The organism is Kitasatospora sp. NPDC024654 (assembly GCF_055559155.1).
Genome location: NZ_JBVHLF010000015.1, coordinates 40,275 through 54,794 on the forward strand (window position 1 = coordinate 40,275; position 14,520 = coordinate 54,794).

At 73.1% G+C, this 14,520-nt stretch carries 14 protein-coding genes; 6 read left to right on the forward strand and 8 right to left on the reverse strand.

All coding sequences use genetic code 11. The features are described from left to right. Positions 1 to 123: 123 nt before the first annotated feature. The 3 genes from ACZ38L_RS12125 to ACZ38L_RS12135 all read right to left on the reverse strand — a co-directional run bounded on the left by ACZ38L_RS12125 (position 124) and on the right by ACZ38L_RS12135 (position 2,332). Positions 124 to 744 (reverse strand): vitamin K epoxide reductase family protein, encoded by a 621-nt coding sequence (locus tag ACZ38L_RS12125; protein WP_465691861.1) that lies wholly within the window; start codon positions 742 to 744, stop codon positions 124 to 126. A 4-nt stretch (positions 745 to 748) separates the two neighbouring features. Then, positions 749 to 1,606: a DsbA family protein gene (locus ACZ38L_RS12130; protein WP_465691863.1), complete on the reverse strand. Its 858-nt coding sequence runs from the start codon at positions 1,604 to 1,606 to the stop codon at positions 749 to 751. An 84-nt stretch (positions 1,607 to 1,690) separates the two neighbouring features. Further along, positions 1,691 to 2,332, reverse strand: coding sequence for a hypothetical protein (locus tag ACZ38L_RS12135; protein WP_396561290.1), 642 nt, complete (start codon positions 2,330 to 2,332; stop codon positions 1,691 to 1,693). Between the two features lie 113 nt (positions 2,333 to 2,445). Between ACZ38L_RS12135 and ACZ38L_RS12140 the strand changes: the two genes are divergently transcribed. From ACZ38L_RS12140 to ACZ38L_RS12155, 4 genes are all read left to right on the forward strand, one after another. After that, complete coding sequence (locus ACZ38L_RS12140; protein WP_465691865.1) at positions 2,446 to 3,489, forward strand: lysylphosphatidylglycerol synthase transmembrane domain-containing protein; 1,044 nt, start codon at positions 2,446 to 2,448, stop codon at positions 3,487 to 3,489. Positions 3,490 to 3,645: 156 nt separating this feature from the next. After that, positions 3,646 to 5,094, forward strand: coding sequence for a dihydrolipoyl dehydrogenase family protein (locus ACZ38L_RS12145; RefSeq protein ID WP_465692009.1), 1,449 nt, complete (start codon positions 3,646 to 3,648; stop codon positions 5,092 to 5,094). Positions 5,095 to 5,486: 392 nt separating this feature from the next. Continuing rightward, on the forward strand, positions 5,487 to 6,530 hold the full coding sequence (locus tag ACZ38L_RS12150; protein WP_465691867.1) for an isopenicillin N synthase family dioxygenase: 1,044 nt from the start codon (positions 5,487 to 5,489) through the stop codon (positions 6,528 to 6,530). 177 nt (positions 6,531 to 6,707) lie between these two features. Continuing rightward, on the forward strand, positions 6,708 to 7,460 hold the full coding sequence (locus tag ACZ38L_RS12155) for a MerR family transcriptional regulator (protein WP_396561296.1): 753 nt from the start codon (positions 6,708 to 6,710) through the stop codon (positions 7,458 to 7,460). 69 nt (positions 7,461 to 7,529) lie between these two features. Here ACZ38L_RS12155 and ACZ38L_RS12160 read toward each other — a convergent pair whose 3' ends face one another. Genes ACZ38L_RS12160 through ACZ38L_RS12170 form a run of 3 tightly spaced genes read right to left on the reverse strand, consistent with a single transcriptional unit; the run spans position 7,530 to position 12,131 of the window. Beyond that, a complete protein-coding gene (locus tag ACZ38L_RS12160; protein WP_465691869.1) occupies positions 7,530 to 9,725 on the reverse strand; it encodes a 3-hydroxyacyl-CoA dehydrogenase NAD-binding domain-containing protein in 2,196 nt (731 codons plus the stop codon). Positions 9,726 to 9,756: 31 nt separating this feature from the next. Next, positions 9,757 to 10,971, reverse strand: a complete 1,215-nt coding sequence (locus tag ACZ38L_RS12165) for an acetyl-CoA C-acetyltransferase (protein WP_465691871.1) — start codon at positions 10,969 to 10,971, stop codon at positions 9,757 to 9,759. Continuing rightward, positions 10,968 to 12,131: a CaiB/BaiF CoA transferase family protein gene (locus ACZ38L_RS12170; RefSeq protein ID WP_465692011.1), complete on the reverse strand. Its 1,164-nt coding sequence runs from the start codon at positions 12,129 to 12,131 to the stop codon at positions 10,968 to 10,970. The genes ACZ38L_RS12165 and ACZ38L_RS12170 overlap by 4 nt, the downstream gene beginning before the upstream one ends. Before the next feature lie 402 nt (positions 12,132 to 12,533). Between ACZ38L_RS12170 and ACZ38L_RS12175 the strand changes: the two genes are divergently transcribed. Further along, the gene (locus ACZ38L_RS12175; RefSeq protein WP_465691873.1) at positions 12,534 to 13,007 is read left to right on the forward strand and encodes a DoxX family protein; all 474 of its coding nucleotides are present in this window, start codon (positions 12,534 to 12,536) and stop codon (positions 13,005 to 13,007) included. A 174-nt stretch (positions 13,008 to 13,181) separates the two neighbouring features. Beyond that, entirely contained in the window at positions 13,182 to 13,847 is a 666-nt protein-coding gene (locus ACZ38L_RS12180; protein WP_465691875.1) for a Pr6Pr family membrane protein, read from the forward strand. A gap of 31 nt (positions 13,848 to 13,878) precedes the next feature. Here the strand turns inward: ACZ38L_RS12180 and ACZ38L_RS12185 are convergent, their stop codons facing one another. Both ACZ38L_RS12185 and ACZ38L_RS12190 read right to left on the reverse strand, forming a co-directional pair. After that, positions 13,879 to 14,256, reverse strand: a complete 378-nt coding sequence (locus ACZ38L_RS12185) for a toxin Doc (protein ID WP_465691877.1) — start codon at positions 14,254 to 14,256, stop codon at positions 13,879 to 13,881. Continuing rightward, positions 14,253 to 14,480 (reverse strand): hypothetical protein, encoded by a 228-nt coding sequence (locus ACZ38L_RS12190; RefSeq protein ID WP_465691879.1) that lies wholly within the window; start codon positions 14,478 to 14,480, stop codon positions 14,253 to 14,255. Before ACZ38L_RS12190 ends, ACZ38L_RS12185 begins: the two co-directional genes overlap by 4 nt. Between the last annotated feature and the right edge of the window lie 40 nt (positions 14,481 to 14,520).

A 14,520-nucleotide genomic window follows, 5' to 3' on the forward strand; every position in this document is an offset into this window, starting at 1 on the left:
CTCTCCCCCCCCTCCCCCTCCTCCCCCCCCCCCCCCCCCCCTCCTCCCCCCCCCCCCCCCCCCCCCCCCCCCCCCCCCCCCCCCCCCCCCCCCCCCCCCCCCCCGCTCCCCTGCCGAGCAGGGTCAGACCAACGTCTTCCAGTAGTACCAGAACCGGTTCAGCACCAGCAGCAGGATGATCGCGTACCAGAGCACCGGCACCACCCAGTGGTAGCGGTGGAACTCCCGGACCACCGGGCGCAGCCGGTCGGAGACCGGGATCACGCCGGTGCGCAGGTTGTGCAGCAGCGTGTACCAGAACAGCGTGATCGTCGCCGCCCAGACCACCATGCAGTACGGACAGACCGCGCCGATCACGTACAGGGTCTGGCCGATCAGCCAGTGGATCAGCACGATCCCGAAGACCGTCCCGGCCTGCAGGCCGAGCCAGAACCAGCGGCGGTACCGGGCGCCGGCGAGCGCTCCCATGCCGATCGTCACGACCACCGCGAAGGCCATCAACCCGATCAGCGAGTTGGGGAACCCGAACACCGAGGCCTGCTCGGTGCGCATCACGGAACCACAGCTGATGATCGGATTGATGTTGCAGCTCGGGACGTAGTTCGGGTTCTGCAGCAGCTTGATCTTGTCGGTGGTCAGGACGAAGGCGCCGGCCAGGCCGATCGCCCCCGCCACCACGAGCAGGACGGAGTAGCCACGGGACGACGACACCTGACCGGTGTCGGCGTCGGCGGGGAGCGTCATCTCATCAGCCGATCTGCTGCTTGATCATGGCGGTGTACTGGTCGGGGGTGAGCGGGTTGCCGCTGTTGTCGAAGAGGGTCAGCTGCTTGCCGTCCAGCTTCAGGGTCGGGGTGCCGGTGACGCCACTGGTGTTGAACTTGGCGGCCACCTTCTGCGCCCACGGCAGGTAGGTGTTGGCCTTCACCGCGTTGGTGAAGGCGTCCGTGCTCAGGCCGGGGACCTGGCCGGCCACGTTGAGCAGGGTGTTGATGTTGCCGTAGCCGTCGGTCTCCTCGCTCGGCTGGTTGGCGTACAGCGCGTCGTGGAACTTCTTGAAGTCGTCCACGCTCTGGTTCAGCGCCGCGCCGGCCGCGGCCAGCGCCTGGATCGAGCCCTTGCCACCCAGGTTGTCGTCCAGGAACGCGGCGATGTGGTACTCGATCTTGTAGGTGCCGTCGTCGGCCAGCGCCTGCACGGCCTTGCCGTCGGTGGTCTCGAACTTCTTGCAGATCGGGCAGCGGAAGTCCTCGTACACCTGCAGGGTGTGCTGGGCGTTCGGGTTGCCGTAGACGATCACCGTGCCGTCCCCGCTCACGTTGGCCGGGGTGACCACCGGAGCGGAGGGGCTGCTCGCGGCGCTGCCCGACTTGGAGCTGCCGCTGTTGATCGCCAGCGCCACACCGCCGGCCAGTGCGAGCACCACCAGCGAGGAGACGCCGATCACCACCCGGCGCCGGATCGTCTCGGCGCGCTGCTCGCGCAGCCGGGCCTCGTGCATCTTCTGCCGCCGGTCCCGCGCCTGGTCGGCCCCGTTGCCGCGGGGGCCGTTCTTGCTCGGGTTGCCGCTCTTGTTGGGCTTGCTGTCGTTGGGGGTCTTACCCATGGGATTGCTCAGTCCTGTCCGCGAAGGGGAAAAGAGGGCCGGACGCGCGCGCCGGACCCGCGGCTCCCCGGGCGGGGAGGGCGGTCAGCAGGCGAGCGCGTAGCCGGCGGGCGGACCGCGGCGGCGGGACGGGCTGAGCGGAAGGTCCTCGACGGGCGCGTACTCGGGACGCGGCTCCGGCAACGGTGCGCCTGGGGCGGGCCGGGCCGGAATCGGCGCGAGCAGCAGGGCGCGCAGCGCGTCCGGCGCCAGCCGGGCCAGCGCCCGGACCAGCTCGGGCAGCCGGGCCAGCGCGGTCTCGGCGCAGCGCAGCCAGAGCGCGGCGAGCACGGTGACCAGCACGTGCACCACCAGCAGCAACAGCTCGACCAGGGCCGGAGCCATGGTCAGCACGCTGCTGCCGTCGCTCACCGAGCCGCCGCCACAGACCACCAGGTCAATGCCGTGCGAGCGGCCGGTCGGCGGTGAGCAGGTGTCCTGGCCGAGGTTGAAGGTGGTGTTGAGCAGCAGCTCCACCGGCAGGAACACCGCGGCGATCTGCAGGAAGCCACGCTCGGTGCCGGACACCACGGCGGCCAGCAGGAAGACCACCGCACCGGCGGCGAACACCAGGGTCACCGGCAGTGGACGACCGGTGACCACCACCTGGCCGGCCGCGGACAACGGAACGGCCAGCGCGGCGAACACCAACGCGCGCAGGGTCCTCGTTATCCGGCTGCCAGTCACGAGTCGGAGTATGCCACGGTGCCCTGAGCAAGCACGAGGGGTGCGACGTGCACCACATCCCCGCTGTTCGACTTCGGCCCACCCGGCTCGAGGGCCGCGTGGGAGCATGCAGCGTGACAACGGGGATCTCGGAGATATCAGAGGCGGGGCCCGAGGCCCGGCCGGCCGGACAGCCGCGGTCGGCGGCCCTGGAGGGACGGACGGGACGGGCGGGGTTGGCCGGGCGGCTCAGGCCGCGGACGCTGATCACCGTCGCGGGGGCGGTCGTCTTCGGCGTCCTGCTGTACTTCCAGGGGACGCGGGGGGACGTCGATCCGGTCGAGGTGGTGCTGGGCGCGGACCCGGGTTGGGTGCTGCTCGCGCTGCTGGCCGCGGCGGCCAGCTATCCGGCGGCGGCGCTGGGGTTCCTCGGGTTCGTGCCGGAGCGGCTGGGCTTCGGGCGGACGGTGCTGGTCCAGCTGTCCGGCGCCTTCGTGAAGCTGGTCGCGCCGGGCGGGCTGGGCGGCATGGCGCTGAACACCCGCTTCCTGCAGCGCGCGGGAGTGGCACCGGGTGAGGCGGTCTCCAGCGTGGGGGTGGGCTCCTTGGTCGGGCTCGGGCTGCACCTGCTCCAGCTGATGCTCTTCGTCTCGCTGCTCGGCTTCGACCCGGCCGCCCACCAGCACGTGCCCTGGCCGGTGCTGGCGATCGCCGCCGGCGCGCTCGTGCTGCTGGCGGCCGGGGTGCTGGCGGCGCCGACCGCGCGGCGCTGGGCGCTGGGCCGGCTGCGGACGCTGCTCGCCGGCTCGCTCACCCGGCTGCGCGACCTGTCACGCCAGCCCGGGCGGCTGGCCGCCGGGGTGATCGGGCAGCTGCTGGTGTCGATGACGCTGGTGGCCTGCCTGTACTGCAGCGTGCGGGCCGGGCACGGGCACCCGCGGTTCGCCGCGGTCGCGGTCGCCTACCTGGTCGGCAGTGCGATCGGCTCGGCGAGTCCCACCCCGGCCGGACTGCTCGCGGTGGAGAGCTCCACCGCCGCCCTGCTGACGGCGGCGGCCTCGCTCGGGCACGCCACCGCGCTGGGGTCGGTGGTGCTGTTCCGGCTGATCACGCTGGTGCTGCCGGTGTTCCCGGGGTGGCTCTCGCTCACCCGGCTGCAACGAGCTGGCGCACTGTAGCTGCCCGCGCGCCCTCGCCACCCGCACGCCCACCACGCGCGCCGGGGTACTCACGGATCTCGCGCGCCGCCGGGCAAGCTGGGCGCCTGCGGGCCAGGATGGCCTGACCGCCCACCGGCGGCGGACCAGCGACCCCGAGGAGCGCACGTGAGCCCTGTGACCGACGACGGCAACGGCCCGGACACCTTCGACGTGATCGTCCTGGGCGGCGGCCCGACCGGTGAGAACGTCGCCGACCGGACCAGGGCGGCCGGCCTGACCACCGCCGTGGTGGAGAGCGAACTGGTCGGCGGCGAGTGCTCGTACTGGGCGTGCATGCCGAGCAAGGCACTGCTGCGCCCGCCCGCCGCGCTGAGGGCCGCGCGGGCGGTGGCCGGCTCGCGCGAGGCGGCCACCGGCACGCTGGACGCCCCGGCCGTGCTGGCCCGGCGGGACTCCTTCGTCGCGCACTGGAAGGACGACGGGCAGGTCGCCTGGCTGGAGGGGACCGGCGCGGTGCTGGTCCGCGGCGAGGGGCGGCTGGACGGTCCGCGTCGGGTCGCGGTGCGCACGCCGGACGGTGGGGAGCGGCTGCTCACCGCGCGACACGCCGTGGCCGTGTGCACCGGCAGCCGCGCGGTGCTGCCCGCCGACGTGCCGGGGCTGGCCGAGGCCCGCCCGTGGACCAGCCGCGACGCCACCAGCGCCGCCACGGTGCCGCGCCGGCTGGCGGTGGTCGGCGGCGGCGTGGTGGGCGTGGAGATGGCCACGGCCTGGCAGGCGCTCGGCTCCCGGGTCACCATGCTGGTCCGTGGGGCCGGGCTGCTGCCGCGGATGGAGCCGTTCGCCGGGGAACTGGTCGGCGCCGGGCTGGCCGCTGCCGGGGTGGTGGTGCGGACCGGCGTCACGGTGACCGAGCTGCACCGGGTGAACGGCACGGTCACCGTGCGGCTGGACAGCGGCGAGGGCCTGGAGGTCGAGGAGGTGCTCTACGCCACCGGCCGGGCGCCGCGCACCGACGCGCTGGGCCTGGCGAGCGTCGGGCTGACCGACGGCTCCTGGCTGGAGGTGGACGACAGCTGCCTGGTCCGCGGGGTGGACGGCGAGTGGCTGTACGCGATGGGGGACGTCAACCACCGGGCGCTCCTCACTCACCAGGGCAAGTACCAGGGGCGGATGGCGGGGGCGGCGATCGCCGCCCGGGCGCTCGGCAGGCCGGTGGACACCGCCCGCTGGGGCGCGCACGTGGCGACCGCGGACCACGCGGCCGTGCCGCAGGTGGTCTTCACCGACCCGGAGGCGGTGTCGGTCGGGCTGACCGCGACGGCCGCCGCGCGGGCCGGACTGCGGGTGCGGGTGGTCGACTACGAGATCGGCCAGGTGGCCGGCGCCTCGCTGCAGGCCGACGGCTACCAGGGCCGGGCCCGGATGGTGGTGGACGAGGACCGCGGCTGCCTGGTCGGCGTCACCTTCGTCGGGCCCGGCATCGGCGAGCTGCTGCACTCGGCGACGGTCGCGGTGGTGGGCGAGGTGCCGCTGGACCGGCTCTGGCACGCGGTGCCGTCCTATCCGACGGTGAGCGAGGTCTGGCTGCGGCTGCTGGAGGCGTACCGGGACGGGCAGTAGGCACCCCCGCGCCTTCCCTTCCGGGGCCTTCCGCTCCGGGGCCTTCCGTTCCGGACTCTTCCGTTCCGGGAGCATTTTCGGCCAGAGCCGAAACGGCCGGTCTGGCCATCGACGGGCCAGCCGGCCGACCCGATAATGGGGGAGCATGCAGACCGCTTCCCGGCCACCGCCGCGCCTCGTCTACGCTGGTTGACGTGCTTCCCCTGCTTCTCCTGGTCAGTCGCCGTCACGTGGACCTGCTCCGCGTCACGAGCATGTCCTGTCGACGCTACCGCTGACCCCACCCTCACCTTCGGACCCCGGTCCCGGGGGCGCCGCCCATACCCCGCCGCGCCTCCGGCGTTCCCGGCCACCGCCGGAACCGACCGGGCATACCCAGCGGATGTCACCTTATGTCGCAGCAGCACACTTCTGTCCCTTCCGTCTCCGCCGTCCCGTTCGACGCCCTTCCGGTGATCGACCTCTCCGCCGCCTCCGGCAGCGCCGAGGAACGGGCCGCCCTGCACACCGCCCTGCACCGGGCCGCCACCGAGGTCGGTTTCTTCCACCTGACCGGCCACGGCATCACCGCGGCGGAGACCGCCCGGCTCACCGACGCCATGCACGCCTTCTTCGCGCTCCCCGAGGCCGAGCGGCTGGCCATCAGCAACCTCAACTCCCCTCATTTCCGCGGCTACACGCGGATCGGCGACGAGCGCACCGGCGGCCGCAGCGACTGGCGCGACCAGCTCGACATAGGCGCCGAACTCCCGGTCCACCGACCGGCCGAGGGCGAGCCGGACTACTGGTGGCTGGAGGGCCCGAACCAGTGGCCGGCCGGACTGCCCACGCTGCGCGCCGCCGCGCTGGACTGGATCGACCGGCTCAGCGCGGTCGCCGAGCGACTGCTGCACGAACTGCTCGCCGCGATCGGCGCCAAGCCCGACTTCTACGACGACGTCTTCGCCGGCCACCCGCACCTGCGCCTCAAGCTGGTCCGCTACCCCGGCAGCGCGCCCGACGGCGCCGGCCAGGGGGTGGGCGCGCACAAGGACTACGGCTTCCTCACCCTGCTGCTCACCGACGGCGTCCCGGGCCTGCAGGTCGAACGCCCCGACGGCAGCTTCCTGGACGTCCCGTCGATGCCGGGCGCCTTCGTGGTCAACCTCGGCGAGTTGCTCGAAGTCGCCACCGACGGCTACCTCAAGGCCACCAACCACCGCGTGGTCAGCCCGCCCGGTGGCCGGGAGCGGTACTCCGTGCCGTTCTTCTACAACCCGCGCCTGGACGCCCACATCCAGCCGCTGGACTTCCCGCACGTCCAGCACGCCCCCGGTGCCACCGCCGACCCGGCCAACCCGCTCTTCGCCGAGTACGGCCGCAACGAGCTGAAGGGCTACCTCCGCGCCCACCCCGAGGTGGCCCGCCGCCACCACGCCGGCCTCCTGGTGGGCTGATCCTCGCCGCGCGGTCCACGACCGACCGGCACATGACCAGGTGCCGGTAGGTCCGCGCCGTCCGGCCGGGCCCCCGGGCGTACCGGGGGCCCGAGTTGGGCACTGCTACTGTCACAGCAGGACTGTCCCAGCAGGGTCGTGCCAGCCTGGTCTGGCACGACAGGAGGCGAGAGATCGATGGTCGCAGCTCCGGCGCCCTCCCCCGCCCCGACTCCGTCCGATTCCGCGCCGCTGCGGTTGACGGTGGACGAACTCGCCGCGCGGGCCGGGGTGACGGTGCGGACGGTGCGGTTCTACAGCGGGCGCGGGCTGTTGCCGCCACCGGAGTTGGGACCGCGCCGGGTGGGCTGGTACGGGGTGGCGCACCTGGACCGGCTGGAGCTGATCGAGGAGTTGCAGCGACAGGGCCTCACACTCGCCGCGATCGACCGCTACCTGGCACAACTCCCGGCGGACATCGGCTCGTTGGACCTGGCGATCCATCGGGCGCTGGTCGCCGCCTGGCAGCCGGAGTCGGCTGAGGAGGCGAGCGTCGAGCAGTTGTCCCGCCGGGTCGGCCGCGAGCTGTCCGCGCCGGACCTGGACCGGCTGGTGGCCATGGGCGCGCTGCAACCGACCGACCGGGACGGGGTGTTCCGGGTCGATCCGGGCCTACTGCCGTTGGGCGCACGGGTGCTGGACCTGCCGATCCCGCTGGAGGTGATCGTCGCCACCCGGGCCGTGGTGCGGCTGCACAGCCAGGCCGCTGCCCAGGAGTTGCACCGGCTGTTCCGGGAGACGGTGTGGCGGCCGTTCCGGGAGAGCGGGCCGGCGCCGGCCGAGGTGGCGCGGATGCGGGAGCTGACCGGGGGGATCGAGCCACTGCTCGCCCAGGCGCTGGTGACGGCCTTCCACCGTTCCCTGGCCGAGCAGTTGGCCGAGCGGGCATGACGGTCGGGCGTAGCAGGTGGGCGGAACGGGCGTGCCCCCGCGGCGTGTTGCCGCCGGGGCACGCGGCCGTCAGGCTTCGGCGGACCGGTCGGTGAACCGGCCGCCCTCCGCCGCGATCCGCTCCAGCATCGCCGGCGGGGCGAAGCGCTCGCCGTAGGCGGCGGCCAACTGCCGTGCCCGGGCGGCGAACCCGGCCGGGCCGCCGGGGTAGCCGTTGATGTACTGGAGCACGCCGCCGGTCCAGGCCGGGAACCCGATGCCCAGGATCGAGCCGACGTTGGCGTCGGCCACCGAGGTGAGCACGCCCTCCTCCAGGCAGCGGACCGAGTCCAGCGCCTCCGCGAAGAGCATCCGCTCCCGCAGGTCCTCGAACGGCACGTCCACGGGCGTCGTCGCCCTGAAGTGCTCGCGCAGTCCGGGCCAGAGCCGGCCACGCCTGCCGTCCGCGTCGTACTCGTAGAAGCCCGCGCCGCCGCTGCGGCCGGGGCGGCCGAACTCCTCGACCATCCGGTCGAACACGGCGTCCGCCGGGTGCGACTGCCAGACCCCGCCGGCCTCCTCCACCGCGCGCCGGGCCTCCGCCCGGATCCTGCGCGGCAGCGTCAGGGTCAGCTCGTCGAGCAGCGAGAGCACCTTGGCCGGATAGCCGGCCTGGGCCGCGGCCTGCTCGATCGAGGCCGGCTCGATGCCCTCGCCGACCATCGCCACGCCCTCGTTGATGAACTGGCCGATCACCCGCGAGGTGAAGAAGCCGCGCGAGTCGTTCACCACGATCGGCGTCTTGCCCAGCGCGCGGACCAGGTCGAAGGCGCGGGCCACCGCCTCCTCGCCGGTCCGCTCGCCCTTGATGATCTCGACCAGCGGCATCTTGTCCACCGGCGAGAAGAAGTGCAGACCGATGAAGTCGGCCGGCCGCTGGACGCCCTCGGCGAGCAGCGTGATCGGCAGCGTCGAGGTGTTGGAGCAGAGCAGCGCGTCGGGTGCGAGCAGGCCCTCGACCTCCTGGAACACCTTGTGCTTCAGCGCGACGTCCTCGAAGACCGCCTCGATCACCGCGTCGCAGCCGGCCAGCGCGGCCGCGTCGGCGGTCGGGGTGATCCGGGCCAGCAGCGCGTCCCGCTGCTCGGCGGTGGACCGCCCGCGTGCCACCGCCTTCTCCAACAGCCCGGCCGAGTAGGCCTTTCCGCGCTCGGCGGCGTCCAGGCTGACGTCCTTCAGGACGACCTCGAAGCCCGCCTTGGCACAGGAGTAGGCGATGCCCGCGCCCATCATCCCGGCACCGAGCACGGCCACCCGGCGCACCTCGCGCTTCGGCACCCCGGCCGGGCGGCTGGCACCGGAGTTGACCGCCTGGGTGTCGAAGAAGAGCGCCTGGATCATGTTCTTGGCGGTCTGGCCGCAGACCAACTCGGTGAAGTAGCGGGCCTCGACGACCATCGCGGTGTCCAGGTCGACCTGGGTGCTCTCGACCGCGGCCGCCAGCACGTTGCGTGGCGCCGAGTAGGGGGCGCCCGCCAACTGCTTGCGCAGACCGGCCGGGAACGCGGGCAGGTTGGCGGCGAGCGCGGGGGTTGCCGGGGTGCCGCCGGGGATCTTGTAACCCGTGACGTCCCAGGGCTGCTGGGCGCTCTCGTGGGCGGCGATCCAGGCCCGCGCCTTGGCCAGCAACTCATCCTGGCTGGTGGCCAGTTCGTGCACCAGGCCGGCCTCGAGGGCGGCGGCCGGTCGGTACTGACGGCCGGTCAGCAGCACCTTGAGCAGCGCGTCGGTGAGGCCGAGCAGTCGGACCGTGCGGACCACCCCGCCACCACCGGGCAGCAGGCCCAGGGTGACCTCGGGCAGGCCGATCCGGCTGGCGGGCACATCGAGCGCGATCCGGTGGTGGCAGGCGAGGGCCAGCTCCAGGCCGCCACCGAGCGCGCTGCCGTTGATCGCCGCGACCACCGGCACGCCCAGCGTCTCCAGGGTGCGCAGGTCGCGCTTGATCCGCAGCGAGGAGGCGAAGACCTGCTCGGCGTCCTCGGGACCGGCGGCCGAGAGCAGCCGCAGGTCACCGCCGGCGAAGAAGGTCTTCTTGGCCGAGGTGATCACCACCCCGCGCAGCCCCTCGGTGGCCGCCAGCCGCGCCACCACGGCCTCGAAGGAGGCGGTGAAGGCGGCGTTCATGGTGTTGACGGACTGGGTGGGATCGTCGAGGACGAGCGTGACCACCCCGTCCTGGTCCTGCTCCCAGCGGACAACGGATGCGACGGATGCGTCGGTCATGGGGTTTCTCTCCAGGAGGGGACGGGGGTGGTCAGAGCCGCTCGACGATGGTGGCGATGCCCATGCCGCCGCCGACGCAGAGCGTGACCAGGCCGTAGCGCTGGTCCCGGCGCTCCAGCTCGTCGATGACGGTGCCGAGCAGCATCGCGCCGGTGGCGCCCAGCGGGTGGCCGAGCGCGATCGCGCCGCCGTTGACGTTCACCTGGTCGGGGCGGAAGCCCAGTTCCCGGATGAAGCGCAGCGCGACCGCGGCGAACGCCTCGTTGATCTCCACCAGGTCGATGTCGGCGGCGGTCAGGCCGGCCTTGGCGAGCGCCTTGCGGGTGGCCGGGGCCGGACCGGTGAGCATGATGGTGGGCTCGGATCCGGAGACCGCGGCCGAGACGATCCGGGCCCGCGGGCGCAGCCCGTACCGCTCCCCCACCTCGCGGGTGCCGATCGCCACCAGCGAGGCGCCGTCCACGATGCCGGAGGAGTTGCCGGCCGTGTGGACGTGGTCGATCCGCTCCACCCAGTGGTACTTCTGCAACGCGACCGCGTCGAAGCCGCCGGCCTCGCCGATCCCGGCGAAGGAGGGCTTCAGGCCGCCCAGGGTCTCCACGGTGGTGCCGGGGCGCAGGTACTCGTCGCGCTCCAGCACGATCAGGCCGTTGCGGTCGCGGACCGGGACCACCGAACGGTCGAAGAGCCCGTCCGCCTGGGCCTTGGCCGCGCGGGACTGCGACTCGGCGGCGAAGGCGTCCACGTCGGCCCGGGTGAAGCCCTCGATGGTGGCGATCAGGTCGGCGCCGACGCCCTGCGGGATGAAGCTCGACTCGTAGTTGGTCATCGGGTCCATAGCCCAGGCGCCGCCGTCGGAGCCCATCGGGACCCGCGACATCGACTCGACACCGCCCGCCAGCACCAGGTCCTCCCAGCCCGAACGGACCTTGGCCGCGGCCAGGTTGACCGACTCCAGGCCCGAGGCGCAGAAGCGGTTCTCCTGCACGCCGGCCACCGTGTCGGGCAGGCCGGCCGCGATGGCGGCGATCCGGGCGATGTCGGAGCCCTGGTCGCCCAGCGGGCTGACCACGCCGAGCACCACGTCGTCGATCGCCGCCGGGTCCAACCCGGGCAGCCGGGTGAGGAGTTCGCGGATCAGGCCGACCACCAGGTCGACCGGCTTGGTCCCGTGCAGGGAACCGTTGGCCTTGCCGCGTCCACGCGGGGTGCGGATCGCCTCGTAGACGTAGGCTTCGGTACTCACGATGGCTGCCTTTCGGAGGAGTTGGTCGTGCGGGCGGGACGGCTCCACCGGTCCAGGGCGGGCAGGCCCCAGTCGCGGGCCACCTCGGCGGTGTCGGCGCCGGGCCGGGCGGGTGGACGGCGCAGCGCGGTGGGGGTGGCGGAGAACCTCGGGGCGGGGGCGGGTTGGGTGATGCCGTCCCGCTCGACGTAGGTGGCGCGGGCCACCAGGTGTGGATGGACGGCGGCCTGGTCCAGCGTCAGGACGGGCGTCACGCAGGCGTCGGTACCCGCGAAGACGGCCGTCCACTCGGCGGTGCCGCGGGTAGCGAAGCGGGTGGCGATCCGGGCCCGCAACTCCGGCCAGCGGGCGGTGTCGTACTGGCCGGGCGCGTCCTCGCCGAGCTCCAGCAGACGGGCGAACTCGGCGTAGAACTGCGGCTCCAGCGCGCCGACCGCGAAGTACCCGCCATCGGCGGCCTGGTAGATCGCGTAGCAGGGCGCGCCACCGTCCAGCAGGTTGCCGCCACGGCGGTCCCGCCAGCGGCCCTCGGCACGCAACCCCCAGAAGAGCGTGGTGAGATGGGCGGTGCCGTCGACGATGGCCGCGTCCACCACCTGGCCGGCGCCGGTGGTCCGGGCGTGCTGCAGCGCCGCGAGCAGGCCGATCACCAGGTAGAGCGAGCCACCGGCGTAGTCGCCGAGCAGGTTGAGCGGGATGCTGGGCGGGCCGTCGCCGTCGGAACCGTGGCCGTCGGCCGGGCCGATCATGCCGAGCACCCCGGTCAGCGCGGTGTAGTCGATGTCGTGGCCGGCGGTGGCCGCGAGCGGGCCGCTCTGGCCCCAGCCGGTCATCCGGCCGTACACCAGCGCGGGGTTGCGGGCCAGGCAGGCGTCCGGGCCGACGCCGAGCCGCTCGGCCACGCCCGGACGGTAGCCCTCGATCAGCAGGTCGGCCCGCTCGGCGAGGTCGAGCAGCAGGCCGGGACCCTCGGGGGACTTGAGGTCGATCAGCACCGAGCGCTTGTTGCGGTTGGTCAGGTCGTGCGCCGGGTCGCCGGCGAGCGGGGACGGGCCGGGGCGGTCCACCCGCACCACGTCGGCGCCGAGGTCGGCCAGCAGCATCGCGGCGAACGGGCCCGGGCCGATCCCTGCCAGCTCCACCACCCGCACCCCGGCCAGCGGGCCGGCCGGCTCCGCCACCCGCGCCTGGTCAGCGTCGGCCACCGCTGGTCACCACCTGGTCGTCTCCTCGCATCGTCGCGTCGCCCGCGAGCGTGACAGTGGAGCTGTAACACCCGCGATGGTATGCCGGTGACTCGCCGGTAACAAGGGTGGTCGGCCCGAGGAGTGACGACTGACGGGTAGCAGCTGACAGATGACGGCTTCCGTCAGCCGACAGGCGAGGAGCGGGCCGGCGGCGATGCCCCGGAACGGGAATTCAGAAGAACCTCAGAGCCGTCAGGCCTGGCCCTCGGGCTGACATGGCGTCAAGATGACGGTGTCACGTCAAAGAGTTGGAGCTCGCTCGACTTCCGAGTGACAGCCCCCCGACTCCCCCCACACCCGACCCGAGGAGTCCCCATGGCCACCGTCCCACGCCTTCCAGCCAGCGTCGTCGCCGCGGCGCCCGCCCAGGCGCTGGGCCTGCTGCGGATCGTAGCCGCCCTGCTGTTCGCCTGCCACGGCGCGGCCACCCTGTTCGGGGTCCTCGGCGGAACGCACGGGGGCGCCAGCACACCGGTCGGACAGTGGCCGGGATGGTGGGCCGGGCTGATCCAACTGGTCGGCGGCATACTGGTGTTGATCGGCCTGGTGGCCCGGCCGGCGGCACTGCTCTGCTCGGGGTCGATGGCGTACGCGTACTTCACCGTCCACCAGCAGCACGCGCTCTGGCCGATCCAGAACGGCGGCGAGCCGGCGGTGCTGTACTGCTGGATCTTCCTCACCATCGCGGTGGCCGGCCCCGGTGCCCTCGCCCTGGACCGGCTGTGGCAGGCGAGGAGCAGAGGCGCCGCCGAGCGCGGACCGGCGACGCTGCAGCCGACGACCGACTGAGACCGGCGGTCTCCAGGCCGCCGGACACGGGCTGTGACCAGGGGATCCGCGTCGGGTTTTCGTCCTGCGGGAGGACTCCCCCGGAGCCGTACCCGTGGGTAGAGTACCCGGACTCGGACGGCGGACCCGCTGCCCGACGAAGGCTGCCCGACGATCGACGAACCTGGTGAACGCATGTCCGTCCGGACCGCTCCCGCCCTCTGGTGGCGGCTCGCCATCGTCGCCTCCTCCGGGCTCGGACTGCTCCTCGGCACCAGCTCACTGGTGTACTTCACGGTCCAGAGCAACGTCGCGGTCCTCGGCTACTTCGTCGGCGCCGTCTACTGGATGCTCAGACGCGACACGGTGGACGGACCCGCGCCACGGCTGCGCGGCGCGGTCACGCTCTACATCGTGATCACCGGGCTGGTCGCGCACTTCGTGCTCAACCACGGTGTCAGCCCGCTGCCCGGCCTGGTCTCCGGGTCCGGGGCGGACCGGTTGTCGAACTGGTCGTCGTTCTTCCTGCACTACGTGACGCCGGTGCTGGTGGTCGGCGACTGGCTCGGCAACAAACCGCGCAACGCCTCGCGTTGGCGGGACCTGCCGCTCTGGCTCTCGTTCCCGCTCGGCTACGCGGCGCTGACCCTGCTGCGGGCGGCGCTGTTCCCGAGCTTCCCGAACAAGTACCCGTACTTCTTCCTCGACCCGACCGGGCACGGCTACGGCTGGGTCGCCCTGCAGATCGCCCAGCTGACGGTGGAGTTCGTCATCCTGGCGGCGGGCGTGGTCGGCCTGGACCGGCTCGGTACGGCGGTGCGCGCCAGGCTCCGTGCGAGGTTCCGCCCGCAACCCGCCTGATCCCGGCGCCCGGTCCCCGCCGAAGGTCCGATCAGATCCGCCAGTCGCGGATCCGGTCGGCCGCCGCGAACACGTCCGCCGTTCCCTCGGCGACGTCGCGCGCCAGCTCCACCAGCGCGCCGTACGGCGGGTCGATGCCCTCCTTGGCGGCGTGCATGTAGGCGGCGGTGGCCATGCAGGCGAACAGGTTGTTGCGGGCGGGCAGCGGCCGCAGCAGCGCGATGGTGTGCATCAGGGCGGCGGCGCACCAGGCCGGGTCGGCATCGTGGCCGAGCTGGGCGGTGTTCACCCGGTGCCGCGCGACGGCGGCCTGCAGCGCGGAGTAGTCGCGGACGCTCAGGTCCTCCGGCGAGGCCTGCTCCTGGACGTCCAGCAACCAGCGGATGTCGACGTGCAGCATCATCCTCACGCCGCGGGGCGCTTGGCGGCGGGCGTGTCCTCGGGGAAGGCCTCGTCGAACTCCGCCAGGTGCGCGTTCCAGAACGCCACACCGTGGTTGACGAACGTGCGGCGTTGCTGCTCCCGCACGCTCAGGTCGTGCACGTAGGCCTTCACGCTCTTGCCGTCCGCGGCCGCCGCCTCACGGATCGCGGCCAGTTCGGTCTCCGTGTACTCGATGTTGAGAGCTGGCATGCCCGTCAGGGTACCGGACGGGTACCGCGGCCGGTACCCG